The sequence below is a fragment of the Stenotrophomonas sp. LM091 genome (genome assembly GCF_001806305.1).
GTDB classification, from domain to species: domain Bacteria; phylum Pseudomonadota; class Gammaproteobacteria; order Xanthomonadales; family Xanthomonadaceae; genus Stenotrophomonas; species Stenotrophomonas bentonitica_A.
The window spans coordinates 1,889,380-1,910,095 of sequence record NZ_CP017483.1 but is presented as its reverse complement, the minus strand read 5'-3'; the positions used below and the strand labels follow the sequence as shown (position 1 = coordinate 1,910,095).

At 67.7% G+C, this 20,716-nt stretch carries 18 protein-coding genes and 1 pseudogene; 8 read left to right on the top strand and 11 right to left on the bottom strand.

Annotation, left to right across the window (positions count from 1 at the left end):
- Positions 1–24: 24 nt before the first annotated feature.
- On the top strand, positions 25–1,914 hold the full coding sequence (gene speA, locus BIZ42_RS08325; protein ID WP_070426138.1) for an arginine decarboxylase: 1,890 nt from the start codon (positions 25–27) through the stop codon (positions 1,912–1,914).
- A 94-nt stretch (positions 1,915–2,008) separates the two neighbouring features.
- Positions 2,009–2,326, top strand: coding sequence for a DUF6122 family protein (locus BIZ42_RS08320; protein ID WP_070426137.1), 318 nt, complete (start codon positions 2,009–2,011; stop codon positions 2,324–2,326).
- Positions 2,327–2,472: 146 nt separating this feature from the next.
- Here BIZ42_RS08320 and BIZ42_RS08315 read toward each other — a convergent pair whose 3' ends face one another.
- From BIZ42_RS08315 to BIZ42_RS08305, 3 genes are read right to left on the bottom strand one after another with little or no spacing between them, the layout of a single operon-like run.
- Entirely contained in the window at positions 2,473–3,813 is a 1,341-nt protein-coding gene (locus tag BIZ42_RS08315) for a sensor histidine kinase (RefSeq protein WP_070426136.1), read from the bottom strand.
- The gene (locus BIZ42_RS08310) at positions 3,810–4,472 is read right to left on the bottom strand and encodes a response regulator transcription factor (RefSeq protein WP_070426135.1); all 663 of its coding nucleotides are present in this window, start codon (positions 4,470–4,472) and stop codon (positions 3,810–3,812) included. The genes BIZ42_RS08315 and BIZ42_RS08310 overlap by 4 nt, the downstream gene beginning before the upstream one ends.
- Entirely contained in the window at positions 4,472–4,714 is a 243-nt protein-coding gene (locus tag BIZ42_RS08305; RefSeq protein ID WP_046273066.1) for a PepSY domain-containing protein, read from the bottom strand. The genes BIZ42_RS08310 and BIZ42_RS08305 overlap by 1 nt, the downstream gene beginning before the upstream one ends.
- 198 nt (positions 4,715–4,912) lie before the next feature.
- Here BIZ42_RS08305 and BIZ42_RS08300 point away from each other — a divergent pair, with 198 nt between their 5' ends.
- Positions 4,913–5,347 carry a PepSY domain-containing protein gene (locus BIZ42_RS08300; protein ID WP_070426134.1) on the top strand — a complete coding sequence of 145 codons (435 nt, stop codon included), beginning with the start codon at positions 4,913–4,915 and terminating at the stop codon, positions 5,345–5,347.
- Between the two features lie 81 nt (positions 5,348–5,428).
- On the opposite strand, the gene BIZ42_RS08295 is transcribed toward BIZ42_RS08300, so the two are convergent.
- The 3 genes from BIZ42_RS08295 to BIZ42_RS08285 form a co-directional block, all read right to left on the bottom strand.
- On the bottom strand, positions 5,429–5,935 hold the full coding sequence (locus tag BIZ42_RS08295; protein WP_046273043.1) for a hypothetical protein: 507 nt from the start codon (positions 5,933–5,935) through the stop codon (positions 5,429–5,431).
- Between the two features lie 98 nt (positions 5,936–6,033).
- A complete protein-coding gene (locus BIZ42_RS08290) occupies positions 6,034–7,245 on the bottom strand; it encodes an FAD-dependent oxidoreductase (protein ID WP_070426133.1) in 1,212 nt (403 codons plus the stop codon).
- A 7-nt stretch (positions 7,246–7,252) separates the two neighbouring features.
- On the bottom strand, positions 7,253–7,747 hold the full coding sequence (locus BIZ42_RS08285; RefSeq protein ID WP_046273045.1) for a lipocalin family protein: 495 nt from the start codon (positions 7,745–7,747) through the stop codon (positions 7,253–7,255).
- A 183-nt stretch (positions 7,748–7,930) separates the two neighbouring features.
- On the opposite strand from BIZ42_RS08285, the gene BIZ42_RS08280 reads away from it, so the two are divergent.
- Together BIZ42_RS08280 and BIZ42_RS08275 are read left to right on the top strand one after the other, a co-directional pair.
- Positions 7,931–8,179: a hypothetical protein gene (locus BIZ42_RS08280; protein ID WP_026070111.1), complete on the top strand. Its 249-nt coding sequence runs from the start codon at positions 7,931–7,933 to the stop codon at positions 8,177–8,179.
- A 119-nt stretch (positions 8,180–8,298) separates the two neighbouring features.
- Positions 8,299–10,713 (top strand): DUF3772 domain-containing protein, encoded by a 2,415-nt coding sequence (locus BIZ42_RS08275; protein ID WP_237393573.1) that lies wholly within the window; start codon positions 8,299–8,301, stop codon positions 10,711–10,713.
- Positions 10,714–10,926: 213 nt separating this feature from the next.
- On the opposite strand, the gene BIZ42_RS08270 is transcribed toward BIZ42_RS08275, so the two are convergent.
- Both BIZ42_RS08270 and BIZ42_RS08265 read right to left on the bottom strand, forming a co-directional pair.
- The gene (locus BIZ42_RS08270) at positions 10,927–13,029 is read right to left on the bottom strand and encodes a phosphoglycerol transferase I (protein ID WP_070426132.1); all 2,103 of its coding nucleotides are present in this window, start codon (positions 13,027–13,029) and stop codon (positions 10,927–10,929) included.
- Positions 13,030–13,313: 284 nt separating this feature from the next.
- Positions 13,314–14,969, bottom strand: a pseudogene (locus tag BIZ42_RS08265) (AarF/UbiB family protein); the annotation flags it as partial.
- A 166-nt stretch (positions 14,970–15,135) separates the two neighbouring features.
- Here BIZ42_RS08265 and BIZ42_RS08260 point away from each other — a divergent pair.
- Complete coding sequence (locus BIZ42_RS08260; RefSeq protein WP_019185274.1) at positions 15,136–16,047, top strand: DUF808 domain-containing protein; 912 nt, start codon at positions 15,136–15,138, stop codon at positions 16,045–16,047.
- 12 nt (positions 16,048–16,059) lie between these two features.
- On the opposite strand, the gene BIZ42_RS08255 is transcribed toward BIZ42_RS08260, so the two are convergent.
- Genes BIZ42_RS08255 through BIZ42_RS08245 form a run of 3 tightly spaced genes read right to left on the bottom strand, consistent with a single transcriptional unit; the run spans position 16,060 to position 18,862 of the window.
- A complete protein-coding gene (locus BIZ42_RS08255; RefSeq protein WP_070426131.1) occupies positions 16,060–16,719 on the bottom strand; it encodes a hypothetical protein in 660 nt (219 codons plus the stop codon).
- A gap of 10 nt (positions 16,720–16,729) precedes the next feature.
- Positions 16,730–17,242 (bottom strand): sigma-70 family RNA polymerase sigma factor, encoded by a 513-nt coding sequence (locus BIZ42_RS08250; protein ID WP_070427483.1) that lies wholly within the window; start codon positions 17,240–17,242, stop codon positions 16,730–16,732.
- 57 nt (positions 17,243–17,299) lie between these two features.
- A complete protein-coding gene (locus BIZ42_RS08245) occupies positions 17,300–18,862 on the bottom strand; it encodes a GGDEF domain-containing protein (RefSeq protein WP_019185277.1) in 1,563 nt (520 codons plus the stop codon).
- Between the two features lie 147 nt (positions 18,863–19,009).
- On the opposite strand from BIZ42_RS08245, the gene BIZ42_RS08240 reads away from it, so the two are divergent.
- Together BIZ42_RS08240 and BIZ42_RS08235 are read left to right on the top strand one after the other, a co-directional pair.
- Positions 19,010–19,648, top strand: a complete 639-nt coding sequence (locus BIZ42_RS08240; RefSeq protein WP_070426130.1) for an NAD-dependent dehydratase — start codon at positions 19,010–19,012, stop codon at positions 19,646–19,648.
- Positions 19,649–19,719: 71 nt separating this feature from the next.
- Entirely contained in the window at positions 19,720–20,598 is an 879-nt protein-coding gene (locus BIZ42_RS08235; RefSeq protein ID WP_019185279.1) for a tryptophan 2,3-dioxygenase family protein, read from the top strand.
- The last annotated feature ends 118 nt before the right edge of the window (positions 20,599–20,716 follow it).

The following is a 20,716-nucleotide window of genomic DNA, read 5'->3' as shown; positions in this document are numbered from 1 at the left end:
TTTTTACCAACCAGGCCCACTGAAATGACCGATTGGTCCCTCGACCAAGCCCGCAAGACCTACTCGATTCCGCATTGGGCGGATGGTTACTTCGACGTGGATCAGGCAGGACACATGGTGGTGAGACCGACTGGCCAGGACGGCCCGGTGGTGTCCTTGCCCAAGATCGTCGACGCCGCCCGCGAGGCCGGCGCCAAGCTGCCGCTGCTGGTGCGCTTCCCGGACATCCTGGGCCAGCGCCTGGGCAAGCTGCAGGCCGCGTTCGCGCAGGCCCAGGCCGATTGGGAGTACCCGGGCGGCTACACCGCCGTGTACCCGATCAAGGTCAACCAGCACCGTGGCGTGGCCGGCACCCTGGCCAGCCACCACGGCGAGGGCTTCGGCCTGGAAGCAGGCAGCAAGCCCGAGCTGATGGCCGTGCTGGCGCTGTCGCGCCCGGGTGGCCTGATCGTCTGCAACGGCTACAAGGACCGCGAGTACATCCGCCTGGCCCTGATCGGCCGCAAGCTGGGCCTGCAGACCTTCATCGTGATCGAGAAGCCCTCCGAGCTGAAGCTGGTGCTGGAGGAATCCAAGGCGCTGGACGTGAAGCCGGGCCTGGGCGTGCGCATGCGTCTGGCCTCGCTGGGCGCGGGCAAGTGGCAGAACAGCGGTGGCGACAAGGCCAAGTTCGGTCTCTCGCCGCGCCAGCTGCTGGACCTGTGGAAGTCGCTGCGCGATACCGAGTATGCCGACTGCCTGAGCCTGCTGCATTTCCACATGGGCTCGCAGATCTCCAACGTGCGTGACATCGCCAACGGCATGCGCGAAGCCACCCGCTACTTCGTGGAGCTCTCGCGCCTGGGCGCGAAGATCACCCACGTGGACGTCGGCGGTGGCTTGGGCGTGGATTACGAAGGCACCCGCTCGCGCAGCTTCTGCTCGATCAACTACGGCCTGAACTCCTACGCCAGCAACATCGTGCAGCCGCTGGCCAATGCCTGCGAAGAACATGGCCTGACCCCGCCGCGGATCGTCACCGAGTGCGGCCGCGCAATGACCGCGCACCACGCGGTGCTGATCGCCAACGTTTCCGAAGTGGAAGAGGCGCAGGAAGGCCGCGTGCCGGACCAGCACGACGACGAGCCGGCGGCGATCCGCCACCTGCGCGAGATCCATGCCGAGCTCGATGAGCGTCCGGCGGTGGAGCTGTTCCAGGAAGCGCAGCATTTCCATGCCGAAGGCCTTGCCAGCTATGCCCTGGGCCAGATCGACCTGCCGCAGCGCGCCCGCATCGATGACCTGTTCTACGCCATCGCCCATGCCGTGCGTGCCCGCCTGAGCTATGACGAGAAGAGCCATCGCCCGGCGCTGGACGAGTTGAACGAACGCCTGGTGGACAAGTACTTCGTCAACTTCAGCGTGTTCGAATCGATTCCCGATGCGTGGGCGATCGACCAGGTGTTCCCGATCGTGCCGATCGAGCGCCTGAACGAGCAGCCCGAGCGCCGCGGCATCATCGCGGACATGACCTGCGATTCGGACGGCATGGTGAAAACCTATGTCGAGAACGAGAGCCTGGACACCTCGCTGCCGCTGCATGCGCTGAAGTCGGGCGAAAGCTACCGCATCGCGTTCTTCATGGTCGGTGCGTACCAGGAAATCCTGGGCGACATCCACAATCTGTTCGGCGACACGGATGCGGTGGAAGTGCTGGCCGATGCCGATGGCTACGCGATTACCCAGCAGCGCCGCGGTGACACCACCGATGTGATGCTCGACTACGTGGGCTACAGCCTGGCCGATCTGCGGGCGAGCTATGCCGAGCGCGTGGCGGCGGCGAAGCTGTCGCCCGAGCGCGCGCAGGAACTGTCCGAGGCACTGGAGGCCGGCCTGACCGGCTACACCTACCTGTCCGACGAGCCGCTGACGTAAGCCAGCGTTGACGGGTGACGGCCTACGGGCCGCACCCGGCTGTCCATAGCGCCGGGCATTGCCCGGCGGTCTTTCCAAGGCACCCGACACCGGCATGAGCGCCCGCGCGATCTTTCATCTGTTCCTGCATGCGGCCGTCCCTGCGCTGCTGGCGTGGATGTTCTGGCGCAAGCGCTTCCTGTCCGCCTGGGTGCTGATGCTGCTGGGCTGGATCATCGATCTGGACCACCTGCTGGCCGATCCGATCTACGCCCCGAACCGCTGCAGCATCGGGTTCCATCCACTGCACACCGCCCCGGCGATCGCGGTGTATGCGGGGCTGTGCGTACCGAAGAAGACGCGCCTGTTCGGGATCGGGCTGATCATCCACATCGTGCTGGATGCCATTGATTGTTGGTGGATGCGCGCATGACAGGCAGGGGGGCGCCGTGGAGAAGAACGCGTCGCCACGCGCCCGACTCCGACCGGTGTTCGTAGCAGGTGCTCTAATGCTGGCAAGCTGGCGCGCACCTGGGCGCGTTCGGGTGCTCGCGAAAAGCAGCCGACCAACGGTCGGCTCTACCGGGTGGCTGCTCCGCCCGCCGGCAACGTCACCGTCGCCCGCAATCCCGGCGCTGCATTGGCCAGGACCAGCGTGCCACCGTAGCTCTCGGCGATGTCGGCCACGATCGACAATCCCAGCCCGCTGCCCGATGCACGCTCATCCAGCCGCACGCCGCGTTCCAGCACGCGCTCCAGCTGCGCTGGCGGAAGTCCCGGGCCATCATCGGCCACGGTGATGCGTAGCTGCGTGCTGTCCCGTGCCACGTCCACCCGCACCGCCTGCGCGGCCCACTTGCCGGCATTGTCGAGCAGGTTGCCGAGCATCTCTTCCAGGTCCTCGCGCGCACCGGCGAACACGGCGGCATCCTCGCTGTCGCACGTGAAACGCAGCCCGCGCGCGGCATGCACGCGCTGCATCAGCCCGCACAGCGCGCTCACCACCGGCGCCACCGGCGTGCGCTGCTGGCTGTCCGCGCCCAGGCCTGCAGCGAGGTAACGATCGATGCTGGCCTGCATGCGCGCGGTCTCGCTGCGCAGGGTCTGGCGCCAGTCGCTGCCATCCTCCTCGGCTTCGGTGATGAGCACGGTCAGCGGTGTCTTCAGCGCATGCGCGAGGTCTTCGGCGCTGCGGCGGGCGCGCACCACCATGCGCTGGTGGTGATCGAGCAGCGCGTTGAGCTGGCCGGCCAGCGGCGCGACTTCCTTGACCAGGCCCTGCTGCGGGAAGCGCACGTTCTCGCCGTTGCGGACCTGCGCGGCGATGCGGCCCAGTTCGGCCAGCGGCCGCAGCCCGTAATGCACCTGGGTGACCAGTACAGCGAACCACAGTGCGATCAGCACGGCCAGGGCCAGTGCGGTGCGCTGCCGGAAACTGGCAACCTGGGCATCCAGCTGGCTGCGGTCGGTGGCGACCATGACGATCACCGGTGCGGCGGCGCGCGGCAGGGTCACCTGCTGGGCCAGCACGCGCAGTGATTGCTTCAACGGGCCGGTGGCATCGAAGGCCTGCGCCGGCCCCGGGTGCAGCGCGGTCGGGGCGGCCAGCGCGTCATCCCACAGCGAGCGCGATTGCCCGAGCGGGCGGCCCTGCGCGTCCAGCACCTGCCAGTAGTCGCCGGAGAACACGCGCCGGTAGCGCTCGTCGGCCAGGGTGTCGCGCCAGTGCAGCTGCCCGTTGGCATCGCTCTCGGCCAGTGCCAGCACCGCGATCAGGTCGTTGCCCAGGCGCTCGTCCATCGCGGTGCGTGCCGAGCGCTCGAACATCGCGCCCAGCCACCAGGTGGCCAGCGCGGAGACCAGTACCAGGCCCAGGCCACCGGCCACCAGCAGGCGGGTGCGCAGCGAGCCGGTGGTCATGGCGTCGCCGAGAGGCGGAAGCCCTGCCCGCGGTGGGTGTGGATCAACGCGCTGCCCAGCTTGCGGCGGATCCGCCCGATCAGCACGTCCAGCGTGTTGGAGTCCGGATCGAAGCCGTCCTCGTAGACGTTCTCGCCCAGCCGCGCGCGGCTCAGCACGGTATCGGGGTGATGCATGAAGTAACTGAGGATGCGGTGCTCCTGCGCGCTTAGCGCCAACGGCGCACCGTCAAGTTCGAAGCGGCCGGCATTGACGTCCAGCACCAGCGGGCCGCACTGCAGGCGCGGATGCGCGTGGCCGGCACTGCGGCGGATCAGGGCGCGCAGGCGCAGCAGCAACTCTTCAGGTTGGAAGGGCTTGGTCAAATAGTCATCGGCGCCGGCATCGAAGCCGGCCAGCTTATCGTGCCAGCGGGCGCGGGCGGTCAGTACCAGCACCGGGAAGTCCCGGCCCGCCTGGCGCCAGCGCTCGATCACGCTCAGCCCGTCCAGGCCCGGCAGGCCCAGATCGACCACGGCCGCGGCGATGTCCTCGATCTGGCCCTGGTACTCGGCGTCCCGGCCCTCCGCACTGTGGATGACCACGTAGCCGGCCTCTTCCAGCAGCGTCTGCAGGCGGCTGGCGAGCAGGGCGTCATCTTCGGCAAGCAGCACGCGCATCAGTCTTTTTCCATTTTCAGCAGGCGGCCGGTGGCCGCATCGTAGTCCAGCTCCATCACCACGCCGTCCGGGCCGAGGATCTCGACCTCGTAGGTGTCCTCATCCAGCTCCACTTCGATCAGCTTGCCGGGATAGCGCCGCAGTGCATCGGCCACCACCTGTTCCAGCGGGACGAAACGGCCCTGCCGGACGGCCTGGCGCACGCTGTCCTGCTGGCGGCTGCCACCGTCGAGCACCCGCATCGGGTCCTGCGGGGCCAGGGTCAACAGCAGGGGCAGCATCAGGGACAGGGCGGACATGCGGGCACGCAGGCTAAAGGGCAGGCCACCGGTATACCGGGGATGTCTAAACAGTATCTAACAGTGCCCCTCATGGTCCGGTTAGGCGCGGTGGCCAGACTGGCGGTGCCGGAATGGACCGGCGCCCCCTCAAGGATTCCCATGAAGACGATGATTGCCGCTACCGCCCTGGCCGCCGCCCTGTTCGCCACCCCGGCCTTCGCCGCCAACCTGTCCGCCGCCCAGGTGCAGGCCAAGCTCAGCGCGGCCGGCTACACCCAGGTGCACGAACTGGAGCACGATGATGGCGTGTGGGAGGCGGATGTGACCCGCAAGGACGGTACCGTCGATGAAGTGATCATCGATGACACCAAGGGTGAGATCTTCGACCCGCGCGATGGCCGCGCGCTGCTGGATGCCGGGCAGATCCTGGCGCTGGCCGGCAAGGCCGGGCTGACGCAGATCGAGTCGCTCGAGCGCGATGGCGCCACCTGGACGCTGGATGCACGCAATGCCCGCAACCAGCGCGTGGAAGTGCGCATGAGCGGTCACGATGGCCGCGTACTGGCCAGCAAGCGCGATGGCTGGTGGGACTGATCCCGCCGCGTCACGGCGCACGGATGCACGAACGGCCGGGTTGCCCCGGCCGTCCGCGTGAGTGCCCCACCGCTGCAGCGCTTACCAGCGCGCCGGGTAATCCCAGTAGCCGGGCCCACGGCCGTAGCCGCCGTAGCCATCGAAACCGTCATAGCCGTACGGGCCAAAGAAGCCCGGGCCCTTGCCTTCGCTCACCCGGATGTTGACGTTGACGTTGCGCGTGTTGCCTTCGTCGGACGTGTAGTTCTTGCTCAGGTTGAGCTCGGCGGCGTTGTAATGGGTGTTGCCGAAATTCTTCGCGTAACCGATGCCGGTGGTGACGCTGCCGTTGACCCGCAGTTTGTCGTCGGTCACGTGGGCGATGCCGTTGGCGGCCCGGTCGGTGGAACGCCGGCCGGTGCGGTCGCCGTAGAACGTGCCCGGCGGATCGCCGCGCAGGGACTGGTCGCTCAGATACTGCAGCGGCGCGTCCGGGATGCTCAGGTCCAGCCCGGTGGAGGACTGCGGGCCGGTGGCGCCTGCGGCAGACTGGGCCAGCGCCACACCGGGCAGGGACAGGCACAGCAGCAGGGGAAGCAGGCGGATCATGAGAGGCTCCGGAGCAGACAGGCGGGACGGCCGACAGCGCTGACGCTAGCAGCCGTAGTTTGAATGATGCCTGTCATGGCGTGCGTTGCAAGGGGAACTCAGCCCAGGCGCTCAAATCCGAACAGCTCGGCCAGCGGATGCCGGCGGCGCTCGATCCGCGACCGCAGCAGCCCGGCGCCGATCATGGAGTAGGTGATGCCGTTGCCGCCGTAGGCCATCGCGAACAGCACCCGCGGCCCCCACTGTGGGTGTGGACCGAAGAAGGGCAGGCCATCGTGGGTCTCGGCGAAGGTGCCGCCCCAGGAGAAGGCCGGCTGCAGCGGCAGGTGCGGAAACAGCTTGGCGGTTTTCTTGAGCAGCTTGCCGGTCTTGCTCTCCACACGCCGGTCGCGCCGCGCCGGGAGATCGATGGCGTCGTCTTCGCCGCCGATCAGCAGCCGGTTGTCGCCGGTACTGCGCAGGTAGAGGTAGGGGCGCGCCGATTCCCAGGCCATGGTTTCGCGCAGCGGACCGAGCAGATCCGGGTGGATCGGGTCGGTGATGAAGGCGTAGCTGCTGCGGTTGCGGGCCACCGAGGGCTTCAACCAGCGCTGTCCGGCATAGCCGGTGGCCAGCACCACATGCCGGGCCCGGATGCGTGCGCCGCCCAAGGTGGTGGCGGTGACGCCACGCGCGGTGGGGGTGAGCGTGTCGAGCACGGTGCGGTCGTAGACCCCGCAGCCACGCTTGTGCAGCCGCATCAGCAGGCGGTAGGTCAGTCGGTACGGATCGATGCGTGCGGCGAGCGCGCTGAGGATCGCCCCCGGCGCGCGGATGCCGTACTCGTCCGCGACGGTGTCGCTGTCCAGCCAGCGCACGTCGAAGCCGTGCCTGGCACGCAGCGCGCATTCTTCGGCCAGTACGGCCTGATGCCCGCGCTTGCTCGCGTAGTAGAGGCTGGCCATGCGATGGCAATCCACATCGCGGAACGGCGCGGCCACCGCGCAGATGGCCGGAATGGCATCGGCACACGCCTGGTAGGCCCGTACGGCAGCCTCCTCGCCGTAGCGCTGGGCCAGGTCGATCAGGTGGGTATCGATCTCATACTGCAGCAGCGCGGTGCTGGCCGCCGTGCTGCCCCAGCCGATATCGCGCTGTTCGATCAGCGCCACGTCATGGCCGTGCGCGCACAGCTCGTCGGCGATCAGCGCACCGCTGATACCGCCACCGACCACCAGCACCTCGCAGTTCAGATCGTTTTCCAGCGGTGGAAACGCATGCATCAGGCCGTTGCGCACGGCCCAGAACGGGTAACCGCTCTTCAGATCCATTGCAGCCTCAGGCGGTGGGATGGCCGGTGTGCGGGGTCTGGATCAGCTCGGACAGGTCGAAGCCCTGCAGCCGCGCCTGCGCCAGATAATGCTCCTGCGTGGTGCGATCGAGCGTGGGGGTACGTGAGAGCAGCCACAGGTACTTGCGGTCCGGGCTGCCGACCAGCGAGACACTGTAGTCCGGCGCGATCTGGATCACCCAGTAGTCGCCCTTGGTGAAGGGCAGCCAGCGCAGGCCCTTGGGCAGGAAGCTGACCTCCAGCCGCGCGGTGTCGTTATCGACCGGGCAGGCCTCACCGTCGGCTTCCTCGATCTCGTTGCCCATGCGGCAGCGGTTGACCACGGCGACATGGCCGTTGTCCTTCAGGCTGTAATGCGCGGACACATCGGTGCAGCCTTCCGGCTCGTGCTTCATGGGCAGGCGGGCGATCTCGTACCAGGTGCCCAGGTAACGCGGCAGCTTGAGATCGGGAACGGTCTTCAGGTCGGGATGTGTGGTCATGGGCAACGGCTGGTGGGAATGCGATCCCACGATGCCGGGCCTGCTGCCACGGCCGGGTGAAGCCGGGGCGAGTACGGCGTCGAGAACGCTGCGTTGTCGATGCGTCATGCTCCGGCCGCGTGGGCGGCGCTATGCTGGGCAGGGGCGCCATGAGCGCTTCTTTCAACAGCGATGGAGATGCGGATGTACCAGGTGATTCTGCTCAAGAGCGAAACCGGCTTTGCCCGCCAGCAGCGGGAGACCGCCGACGACGTGCTCGACCATGAGGGCGTGACCTATACCCTGCGTGCCGGGCCGCGGCAGCCGCTGCCGACCGATCATGCCTGGGACGAGATCGCGGTCTACGCGCCGGAGGAGATCACCGAAGAAGAGTTCCAGGACTGGTACGCGCGCCTGCAGCCGCAGGTCGAAGAGCTCCGCCTGAAGTACTGAGGGGGCCGCATACCTGTTCTGAACGGGGCCCGGTTTATAGTCGCGGGCAGGCGCGGTGGTCCGCGCGAACCGTTGGTGCTGGCGTGTCGCTTCGTCATTCTTCGTTTGTGGTGCGGTCGTTGTCGTGGCTGCTGCTGTTCGCCTGGCTCGGCGCCGCGCCAATCGCGCTGGCCCAGGCCGGCGACCCGGATCCGGACCCTGCCAAGCAGCTGGCCCAGGCCGAAAAAGCCTTCCGGTCGATCAATGACGACCTGGAGGATGCGGCCACCACCGAGACCCTCAAGGCGTTGTCCGACCGCGCGCTGGCCGTCCAGCGCGATGCGGACGGCCTGCAGAGTGCACTGGACCCGCAGCTCAAGCAGGTGGACGCGCGCCTGTCGCAGCTGGGCGAGGTGGCCGAAGGGACGGTCGAGCCACCGGAGGTCAGCCGGCAGCGCAAGGCGCTGAACCAGCAGAAGGCCGACATCAACGCGCAGATCGCCCGCGCCAAGCTGCTTTCGGTGGACGCCAGGCAGCTCGGCGAGCGGATCGAGAAGATGCGGGTCACCCAGTTCAGCGAACAGCTGACCCGCAAGGTCGCCTCGCCGTTGTCGCCCGCGCTGTGGCGCAGCTTCGCCAAGGATGTGCCGGGCGATGTGGATCGGTTGGCGATCCTGTACCACATGGGCGTGGACGCCGCGCGCAAGGCGATCGCCCGGCACGGCTGGACCGCGCCGCTGATCGGCCTGGGCGTGGCGCTGGTGATGTTCTTCCCGCTGCGGCTGTGGCTGCGCGCGCTGGGCCGGCGCTTCGCTGCCTCCGAGCGCGCACCGGATGGCCGCCTGCGTCGCTCCGGGCTGGCGGTGTGGCTGCTGCTGGTCGGCACGCTGCTGCCCGGCCTGGCGGCGGTGGCACTGGTCGAGTCACTGGATGCGATCGGCGCGATCCCACCGCGCCTGCAGTCGGTGGCCCAGACCTTCGAAGTGGCCACCTTCGTGGCCGCCTTCATCGCCGCGCTCAGCGCCTGCCTGCTGGTGCCCAAGCGGCCGTCGTGGCGGCTGCTGTCGCTGGATGACAGCGCGGCCTGGCGCCTGCGCAAGTACGCCTGGGGCGCGGCCGGCCTGACCTGGCTGAGCATCATGCTGGTCGCCCTGGACCGCGCGGCACGTACCAGCGAAGTCACCACGGTGGCCGTGGATGGGCTGATCGCGCTCACGTACATGGCGTTGATCATCGCGATCCTGGTTTCGCTGGCGCGCATGCACAACCGCCAGGCGGCTGAAGCTGCCGAAGCCGAAGCGCGTGCCGATCCCCGCGCCGGTGGCGATGGCAAGGTACGCGGCGCGCCCCGCCGCAGCGGCTGGATCGTGCTCGCGCGCCTGGCCGGCCACATCGCCGTGGCAGCGGCGGTGATCGCCACGCTGCTGGGTTATCTCAACTTCGCGCTGTTCGTGGCCCAGCAGCTGGTCTGGGGCGCGGTGGTGCTGATGGCCGTCTCGCTGCTGCTCAAGTTCGCCGATGACCTGGCCACCTGGGCACTCGCGCCCAGCAGCCGTGCCGGGCAGACCATCGTATTGACCACCGGGCTCAGCGAATCGCGGGTGGAGCAGGCCGGCGTACTGCTCTCGGCGGTGCTGCGCGTGGGCGTGATCGTGCTCGGCCTGCTGGCGCTGGCCGCACCGTTCGGCAACCTCAACGCCTTCCTCGGCGGATTGGATTCGCTGTCCGGTGGGCTGAAGATCGGCGAGACCACGCTCAGGCCGAGCAGCGTGATGTACGCGGTGCTGGTGTTCCTGGTGGTCTGGGCGGTGATGCAGGCGTTCCAGCGCTGGCTGAGCGACACCTACCTGCCCAAGACCGAACTGGATGCCGGTGCACGCAACTCGATCAGCACCGTTACCCGCTACCTCGGCATCATCGCCGCAGTGCTGTGGGGCCTGACCGCGCTGGGCATCGGCTTCGAAAAGCTGGCCCTGGTGGTCAGTGCGCTGTCGGTGGGTATCGGCTTCGGCCTGCAGGCGATCACCCAGAACTTCGTCTCGGGCCTGATCCTGCTGGCCGAGCGGCCGGTCAAAATCGGCGACTGGGTCAAGCTGGGCGACCAGGAAGGGGATATCAAGCGGATCAGCGTGCGTTCGACCGAGATCCAGGTCGGCGACAAATCCACCTTGATCGTGCCCAACTCCGAGCTGATCACCAAGACCATCCGCAACATGACGATGGGCAACGCGCAGGGCCGGATCCAGATCCAGTTCTCGGTGCCGTTGAACACCGACGTGGCCGCGCTGCGGCAGATCCTGCTGGATGCATACACCGATCACCCGGGCGTGCTGAGTGACCCGGCACCGTCGGTGTTCATCGATTCGATCGCCAATGGGCAGATCGCGATCAACAGTTTCGCCTACGTCTCGGGCCCGCGTGCGGTGTACGGCGCACGCAGCGAGCTGTATTTCACGATGCTGCAGAAGTTTGCCGCCGCCGGGATCGCGTTGTCCGCGCCGACGGATATCCATCTGGTGCGTGACCCGGCGGCAACGCCGGACTCCGACGCATAACAAGGCCGGTAGGTACCGGCCGTTGGCCGGCAGCGCCCTGATCCAGACAGCGCCGGCCGCCGGCAGCGCCCTGATCCAGATAGTGCCGGCCGCTGGCCGGCAGCTGCACGAGGCAGAGAGAACCGGGAGCCGGCCAGCGGCCGGCACTACCGATACGACCAGCGGACCCGATACGAACAGCGGACCGCCCCCATGCCCGGCGGGAGGGCCGGATCAGCCGCGGTTGCCGCGGCGCGACGGCACCAGCGCGAAGGTATCCACGGCCAGCTTCTCGGCGTGGTTCAACCAGGCGCGCACTTCCAGATCATCCACCTCGTGGTCCAGGCCGAAGCTCAGGTTGATGCGGCCTTCGGCATCGGGCTGCACCCACTGCTGGGCCACCACCACCTTGCGCTGCGAGGAGACCGCTTCGATCCAGAAGCCACGGTCCGGCGACTGCTTGGTCACCAGCTGCACCATGTACTGGCCGGCGCGGGTGCGGCGGCCCTTCTGCGTGATCATGTGCGCCTGGCGGATGCTCGGGCGCGGGCCGTTGAACGGATCCAGCGGGCCATCCACCGCCACGCCACCGCGCAGCTGGTCATCGCGGAAGAGCTTGATGCCCTTGTCCTGGTTGACCAGCATCGCGCACCAGTCGCCATCGGCCGAGCCATCCTCGAACGCAGTGCAGCGGTCCACGTAGGCCAGCGTATTGGACGGGTCGGCCAGATCGAACTGCTTGGAGGTGTTCTCCAGATACACCGACTTCAGATCCCAATGCTTGTCGTACTCCAGCAGCACCGGCGGCTGCACGTGCTGCAGGCCGATCACCACCTGGTTGTCGTCATCGATGCGCAGCTGGCGGGTCTTGTCGCCCAGCCACAGCGAGCGCGAGAACGCGAGGTAGCGCGGGTAGTCCTTGCCGTTGTCGCGGAACACCGCGGCGCTGGCACTGTCCGAACGCTCCGGATGCAGCAGCGAGCGGCCGAAGCCGATCGAATCGATGGCCGGGTCGATCAGGCTCAGCAGCGTGGCGCCCGAGTCCAGCGTCGAGCCGGCCGGCGCGGTCAGCTGGCGCGGGGCGATGTCCTTGCCCAGGAACAGCAACAGGTTCTCGCGATCCTGCTTGGCCAGGATGTGGCTGAGATCGTTGGGCATGGCCAGGTGATCGGAGGCGATCACGATCAACGTGTCTTCGCCGTACGGACTGGCCTGGATACGATCGACCAGTTTGGCGATCAGCCCGTCGGTGCACTTGAGTGCATTGAGCATGCCGATGTTGCCGTGCTCGCTCTGGTAACGGGTGCCTTTGCAGGCCACGGGGAGGTGACCGGCGGGATGATGGGTGTCCATGGTCAGCGTGGTGAGCATGAACGGCTCGCCCTTGCGCGAGAGCTGCACGAAGCGGTCGTACGCCTTGTCCAGCAGCACATCATCATGCACGCCCCACGGCGAGAAATGCGCGCGCGTGATCTTCTGCTTCTTGAACCAGGCCAGATCATCCACGGTATCGAAGCCGTGCGTGGCCAGGAACTGGCCCTTGCCCGCGAACTGGCCGTTGGCGCCGCCCAGATAGTGGTTGGTGTAGCCCTGCTGCTTGAGGTAATCGCCGAGGCAGACCGCTTCGGGCAGGAAGCTGCCCATGCGCCCCATGCTGTTCTCATCTTCCTTGGCGGTGGTCAACGGCACGCCGCACATCGAGGAGACCAGGCCGGCGATGGTCCAGCCACCGCCTTCGGCCGAGACCAGCCCGCGCACGTCCAGCGACTGCGCGGCCAGCCGGTTGATGTTGGGCATCAGGTCGGGGAAGGTGGTTTCATTGAGATAGGTGCGTTCCAGGCTTTCGCCGTAGATCCACACGATGTTGCGCGGCTTGGTCAGCGGCTGCTGCGGTACGCGGTACTCGGCCTTGACCATGCTGTAGTCGACCGGGCGCATCTGCTGGTACAGGCGCTGGCCATCGCTGTAGAGCGGGCTGACCACGATCGCGACGAACCACATCGCCAGGAAGCCGGCGAAGACTGCCTTGCCGTGTGCGGGCCGGTGCCGGCGACGCAGGCGTGCCAGCAGCAAGGGGGTGAGCGAGACCAGCGCCAGTGCGATGAAGCCGGCGATGTAGTGCTTGAAGTCGGCGATGCCGGCGCCTTCCATGTCCGCGCCAAGGTGGTACAGGGTGGCGGCATTGAGGCCATCACCGGACAACTTGTTGATCAACCACCACGCACTGAGGGTCAGCAGCAGCAATGACATCAGGCTTGCCTTCCACCACACCCACTTGTCAGATGCGAGGAACAGCCAGGTGAGCAGCAACAGTGACAGCAGCAGGATCCAGAGCATAAGCACTTTTGGCAGTGGAGACAGGTGGTGATGGACGTCATGACGACGTATGTCCCATCCGACCGGCTGTCCCAACCACACATGCATGACAAGCCGATGACCCGATCATGCCTGCACGAACCTGACTGAAATGTTTGTTGAAAACGACAGCGCGATTCACGCATCGCATTGCGAGATGCGACGTAAAACAGGCGTGAAGACGTACGCACGATGCTGCGTTGCATCGCGCGTTACGCGGTGTGTTTTCCCGGTTGTCTGAATGCGTGACGCGCGTGGTGAGCGCGTCAACGATGCCCGCGTTCTTCCTTCGAGCGCGCACGACGATCGAAGATCAGCGCACTGAGGATGATGCCCAAGCCCAGGAACACGCCGATCAACATCAGGGTGAATGCGATGGCGGGATAGCCGAACAGATGCCATCCGGTATCGACCTTCATCATCATCGCGGCGGCCAGTATCAGCGCGGCGGTGACGATGCCGGCAGAGACGCGGTTGGCGATCTTCTGCAGGTTCTCCATCAGGCGGGATTCTTCCAGCCCGGTGACCTTCATCTGCAGGCGGTTCTCGGCCAGCAGCGCGAGGATGTCGGTCATCTTGCGTGGCCCATCGCGCAGCAACTGCTGCATCTCCATTGCCTCGCTGGCGAGGTTGGCGGCCGACAGCGATTTCTTCAGGCGCGCGCGCATCACGTGCTGCAGCTGTTTCTCCACGATGCGCCGGGTATCCAGGTCCGGCGACAGCAGCCGGCACACGGTTTCCAGATTCAACAGCGCCTTGCCCAGCAGGCTCAGCTCCGGCGGGGTGCGCAGGCCGCTGGCGGTGGCGATGCGCACCAGGTCCAGCACCACGCGGCCTTCGGAGAAGCTGCTGTTGGCGGCATAGCGCGCGATGATCTGCCCGGTCTCGCGCAGATAGCGTTCTTCGTCGAAGAACTCCAGCCGCGTGCTGATGCCGATGATTTCATCGGCGACTTCCTCACCGCGCCCATCCACCGCGGCGAACAACAGTTTGAGCAGACGCTCGCGCAGGCGCGGCGGCATGTGCGCGACCATGCCCAGGTCGAAGATCGCCAGGCGACCGGCCGGGGTGACACGCAGATTGCCGGGATGCGGATCGGCATGGATCTCGCCATGCACGAAGATCTGGTCAACATAGCCGCGGATCAGCGCGGCCGCCAGTGGGGCCATCGGCTGCTCGGTACGGCGCACATCGGGGATCATGTCCACGCGCACGCCCTGCGCCAGCTCCATGGTCAGCACGCGGTGGCTGCAGTAGTCCCAGATCGGCTGTGGCACCCACAGCGGCTTGAACGGCTTGAGATGCTGGCCGAAGCGCTGCAGGTTCTCGGCCTCGGCCTGGTAGTCCAGCTCCTGCATCAGGGTCTTGGCGAATTCATTGAGCCAGTCGCGCAGGCGCACGCGGCGTCCGACCTGGGTGAGGTGGTCGGCGGCCAGCGCAAAGCTGCGCAGCACGTCCAGATCCGAGCGCAGCTGGGCGGCGACCTCCGGCTTCTGCACCTTGACCGCCACCTGGCGGCCATCGTGAAGCTCGGCGCGGTGCACCTGGGCGATCGAGGCGCAGCCCAGCGGCACCGGGTCGAAGCTGGCAAACAGCTTGGACACCGACGCGCCCAGTTCCTTTTCGATGATCGCCGCCACGCGCTCGACCGGGATGGGCGCAACGTTCTCCTGCATGCGCTCCAGGGCCGTGGCGAACTCCACCGGCACCATGTCCGGGCGGGTGGAGAGCATCTGGCCCAGTTTGACGAAGGTCGGCCCCAGCGATTCCAGGTCGGTGACGAACTGTTCCGGGTTGCCCTCCGGTGGCACATCGTGGACCGCGCCTGCGTCCAGGTTCATGCCGGAAAACACGCCGGAATTACGGTAGCGCAACAGCAGGCGCAGGATCTGGCTGCGGCGGTTCATGCCCTTGACCAGCGACGGCGAACCGGGAAGGACGGGCGTGGTGTTCAAGCAGGACTCCGGGGCGACGATCACCGGCAGTGTGGCCGGGCGGCAGTGGTGGACTGGTGAATCCGCTCCGGCTACCGCGACAGGGGTCGGATCGGTCAGAATCGGCGCTCCCGCTTCCTCCTTTGGATCCACCATGGCCGGTGCCAGTCTGTTCGCGTTGCTCGATGACATTGCGTCCCTGCTGGACGATGTGTCGGTGCTGACCAAGGTCGCGGCCAAGAAAACCGCCGGCGTGCTCGGCGACGACCTCGCGCTGAACGCCCAGCAGGTGACCGGGGTCAGTGCCAACCGCGAGCTGCCGGTGGTCTGGGCCGTCGCCAAGGGCTCGCTGGTCAACAAGGCGATCCTGGTGCCGGCCGCGCTGGCGATCAGCGCCTGGCTGCCCTGGGCCATCACCCCGCTGATGATGATCGGCGGCGCGTTCCTCTGCTACGAGGGCGTGGAGAAGCTGGCGCACCGCTTCCTGCATTCGCGCGACGAGGATGAGCAGCGCAAGGCCGAGCGGGCCAAGGCCCTGGCCGACGAGAAGGTGGACATGGTCGCGTGGGAGAAGGACAAGGTGAAGGGCGCGATCCGCACCGATTTCATTCTGTCGGCGGAGATCATCGTGCTGTCGCTGGGCGTGGTCTCCAGTGCACCGTTCCTCAACCAGGTCAGCGCGCTGGTGGTGATCGCCCTGGCGATGACGGTGTTCGTCTACGGTCTGGTCGCCGGCATCGTCAAGCTGGACGACCTGGGCCTGTACCTGTCGCGCAAGGGCGCGGCGCTGGCCGCAGTGGGCCGGGGCCTGCTGGTGGCTGCACCGTGGCTGATGAAGTTCCTCTCGGTGGCCGGCACCGCGGCGATGTTCCTGGTCGGCGGCGGCATCCTGGTGCACAGCATCGAACCGCTGCACCACGCCATCCTGGAGATGGGCGGTGACGGCAGCTGGGGCTGGTTGATCAATGCGCTGGGCAACGTGATCGTCGGCGTGGTGATCGGTGCGGTGGTGCTGGCGGCGGTGACCGGGTTCCAGAAGCTGCGCGGGACCAAGCCCGCGCACTGACGGCCGGCCGGTTCAGGTCGGCGTCCAACCGCTCAGGGCGTCCAGCTCGGCGCGGGCGCGGGCCAGCCGGCGCCCGGACAGCGCCTCGATTGCGCGCTGCAGCCACGGCGACGCCGGTGCGTGCTGCACCCAGCGGCGGGCAAGGAGCACCGCGGCCAGCATGGCCAGCGCCCCCGCCGCCAGCGAGGCCAGCAGCCACGGTGCGGCCAAGGCCCCCAGGTCCACACCCCAGGCCTGCCAGGCCACCAGGACCGGCACCGCCAGCCACAGCCAGCACCACGGCAGGCCGAGCAGCAGCTCGGTCAATGCGGTGTGCCGGGCGAGCGCGGCCAGCTGCTGCGATTGCTCCACCACCGTGTGTGTCGGCTCCAGCTGCCGGCGGCGATGCAGGCGGGTGATGCTGGTGATGATCACCGCGATGCAATAGGCGTGCAGCGCCATCGCGCTGAGCATCACCGCCAGCGGCGGTTGCTGCCACCACTGGCTCCCGCAGTACACCGCCAATGCCAGCCAGGCCACCAGCTGCAGCCCCTGCCAGAGGCTGAAGAGCCCGAGTTGGCGCTGCACCGCGCGGTGCCGATGGCTGCGCCACGCCTCCAGCGCGAAGGTCTCCTGCGCATCCGCGTGCTGGCTGGTGCTGTTCCACAGCTGCTTGAGGTCATCCGGTTGCATGGTGGGGCTCTCAGTCGGTGGGGTTCAGGCGCGTGCGCAGCTGCTGGCGCAGGCGGTGCAGGCGGGTAGAGACATTGGCGACGCTGATGCCCAGCACTTCGGCGATCTGCCGATGGTCGTGATCGTCCAGGTGCAGCAGCATCAGCGCACGATCCAGCGGCGGCAGCGCGTGGATGGCGACCTCCAGCTGGTGCATCGCGTGACGCTGCTCGGGCGGCGCGCTTTCGTCGGCGGCGGGCAGGTCATCGTCCAGCGCGGCGTGGTGGCGCTGCCGATGCTGCTGCCGGCGCCATTGCGAGATCGCCACGTTGAGCGCCACCCGGTACAGCCAGGTCGAGAAACGCGCCCGCGCCGGGTCGAACGCCTCGAAGGCCGCCCAGGCCTGCACGCTGATCTCCTGGACCAGATCCAGCCGATCCTCGTGCTGCGGGCAATAGCCGCGCGCCACCTTCAGCACGATGCCGCGGTGCTGCTCCAGCAGCGCGGCGAAGCGTGGGCGCAGATCGGTGTCGGTGGCGGGCAGTGTCATGTCCATACCCGGATGATTCGCGCCGCTGCGCCGAATATCACAGGCGCAGGCTCAGCGCGGTGGCTCGGCCGCCAGTACCCGGTTCTTGCCGACCCGCTTGGCCGCATACAGCGACGCATCGGCGCGCCGCAGCAGCGCCTCGGCCGGCTCGCCCGGTTGCCACTGCGCCAGCCCGGCACTGAAATGCACCGGCACGCGCTGTTCGTCCAGCGGCAGCGGCCGCTGTGCCAATGAGCGCTGCAGCCGCAGCAGGGTGGACATGCTGTCGGCCGCCGGGGTTTCCGGCAGCAGCAGGACGAACTCGTCGCCACCGAGCCGGGCGATGGCATCGCTGCTGCGCAGGTGCAGCTGGCAGACGCTCACCAGGTGGCGGAGTACCGCATCGCCACCGGCATGGCCGTGCAGGGTGTTGGTCTGGTGGAAATCGTCCAGGTCGAGCAGCGCCAGCGCCAGTGGATGGCCGTGGCGTGCGGCGCGCGCCAGCTCGCGCTCCAGCAGCTCGTCCAGACCGCGCCGGTTGAGCGCGCCAGTCAGCGGGTCGGTACGGATCAAGCCGGACACCTCGCGCAGCTCCTGCTCCAGTTCGGCGATGCGCTGTTCGGCCTGTTCCACTTCACGGCGTGCATTGCCCAGGTGGTCGCGCGCCTGCAGCGCCTGGTCCTGCACGCGCCCGGTGTCCTGCAGCACATCCTGCAGCAGCTGGTTGAGGTCGGCGATGCTGCGCGCTTCCTTCAGGGCCAGCGCGTAGCTGCTGATCCGGTCGTGGTACTCGCCGGTGCTCACCGCCATGCCGTCCAGGCGCTCGATGAAGCCACCCATGACGTTCTTCATCGCCGCCTTGGATTCGACGATGCCCTGCTTGAGCAGCCCCTGCTTGTAGATCACCTCGCGCAGGTTGGCGCGCGCCTGTTCGACCGAATCGCGATCCAGCGGGCCGCCGATCAGCGAACGCACCGCATGGACCTGGCCGTGCAGCCAGCTGCTGTCATCCAGCAGCTCGCTGATGTTGTCCAACAGCAGATCGAACAGACTCAGCAGCAGCTCCTGCTGCTCCTGCCAGCCGTCGCTGCGCACGCCGATCTGGTGCGAGAGCTCGCGCAGCCGCTGTTCGATCGGCTGCAGTGGCTGGCCCGGATGCCAGTGGCGCAGTTCACCGGCCAGCTGCACCGGCTCCTCGCGCAGCTCGGGCATGTTCTGCAGCAGGCTGGCCACGGTCACCCCGACGGTGTGCCGCAGCAGCTCGCGCAGGCGAAGGCTGTCAGGCTGGCCGTCGGGCGTTTCCTGCTCGATGGTGCGGATGTACTTGTCGATCAGCTGGCGCATCGCGCGGCCATAGCTCACCCAGTCCGCGCTGCGCTGCGCCGACTGCAGGCGCAGGCCCATGTCGCCCAGCTCGCCGGGCAGGGTGGACATGCCATTGGCGAACGCAGCCAGCAGCGGCTCGGGCGCATCGATGCCGGCGAACAGCCGCTGCAGCATCGCGCTGCTGCCGCCTTTGGGCCCGGGCGCCGGCTCGCTGGCGGTCTCCACCCCGGTGCCCACGCTCTGTCGCCGCGACAGCAGCCGCCCGACGGCGGTGCCGGGGCGGGGGGAAGCGTCGTGCGGGTCCGTCATGCGGCAGGTCCTTGGCAGTGACCGGCGAGGTGCGCCGGGGCGAGGGGAGGTGGCAACAGTATCGGCGCGCGGCACGCCGGCTTGAACGCGGGGCCCGCGACGCCCGATATGCCACGATGGTAGGCAATCTGACCGCAGGAGCGTGCGATGAAGGTGATGCTGGTAGGCGCGACCGGACTGGTCGGGGGCCATGTGCTGCGGCAACTGCTGGACGACCCGCGTTGCGATGCGGTGATCGCCCCGACCCGCCGCGCGCTGGAGACCACGGATGCAGCGCTGCTCAACCCGGTGGTGGACTTCGCGCAGCTGCCGGCCGGGGCCGACTGGTGGGCGGTGGATGCCGTGATCTGTGCGCTTGGCACCACGATCAAACAGGCCGGCAGCAAGGAGGCCTTCGCACGGGTCGACCATGATTTTCCGCTGGCGGTGGCGCGGCTGGCGCGTGACCACGGTGCGCATGCCTTCGCATTGAACTCGGCGATGGGCGCCGACCCGGGCTCGCGGATCTTCTACAACCAGGTCAAAGGGCGGTTGGAGCAGGACCTGCGTGAACTGGGCTACCCCTCGCTGACCCTGGTCCGCCCCGGGCTGATCGGCGGTGAGCGCGCCGAACGGCGTACCGGCGAGCATCTGGCCAGCGTGGTGCTGGGCGTGCTCGGTCCGCTCCTGCCGCGCGCCTGGCGGATCAATCCGGCCGGGAACATCGCCGCCGCGCTGGTCGAGGCGGCGTTGGTGCCCACGCCCGGCGTCAGGATCGTGGGTTCGGCCGATCTGGCGGAGCGGTGAGCCGCTGACGGCCGGATGCGCGGCGACCCGGTCACTGCGCTACCCTTTCAGCCCCTTTAGCGGTCCCTGCCATGTCCGTCGACAAGAACCAACGCGATCTCGAAGCCGGTATCCACACCGATCTGGAGGGGCGGCTGACCTACGGCGGCTACCTGCGCCTGGACCAGCTGCTGTCGGCCCAGCAGCCGCTGTCCAACCCGCCGCACCACGACGAAATGCTGTTCATCATCCAGCACCAGACCTCCGAGCTGTGGCTGAAACTGCTGGCGCACGAACTGCGCGCGGCGATCGGGTTCCTGCAGCGCGACGAGGTCTGGCAGTGCCGCAAGGTGCTGGCGCGCAGCAAGCAGGTGCTGCGCCAGCTGACCGAGCAGTGGTCGGTGCTGGAAACGCTGACGCCTTCGGAGTACATGGGCTTCCGCGATGTGCTGGGCCCGTCCTCGGGCTTCCAGTCGCTGCAGTACCGTTACATCGAGTTCCTGCTGGGCAACAAGAACGCGCAGATGCTGCAGGTGTTCTCGCACGACCCGGCCGGCCAGGCCCAGCTGCAGGAGGTGCTTGATGCCCCCAGCCTGTATGAGGAGTTCCTGCGCTACCTGGCCCGCTTCGGCCACCCGGTCCCGGCCGGCTACCAGGGCCGCGACTGGCAGCAGCCGCACGTGGCCGACGACGCCCTGCACCCGGTGTTCGAGCGGATCTACCAGAACACCGACCGCTTCTGGCGTGAGTATTCGCTGTGCGAGGACCTGGTCGATCTGGAGACCGCCTTCCAGCTGTGGCGCTTCCGCCACATGCGCACGGTGATGCGGGTGATCGGGTTCAAGCGCGGCACCGGCGGCTCCAGCGGAGTCGGCTTCCTGCGCCAGGCGCTGGAGCTGACCTTCTTCCCGGAGCTGTTCCAGGTGCGCACCACGATCCGCAACGACGACCCGATGCCGCCGGACGCCTGATCGGGCATCGGCCGCAATAAGCCTATTCATATTTACCCGCCCCATCCGCCGTAGGGTGCGGCAGGCCCCGCCGTTGCTGCGCTGCCGGTCTCTGGCCGGAAGTTGCAGATGCAAGTTC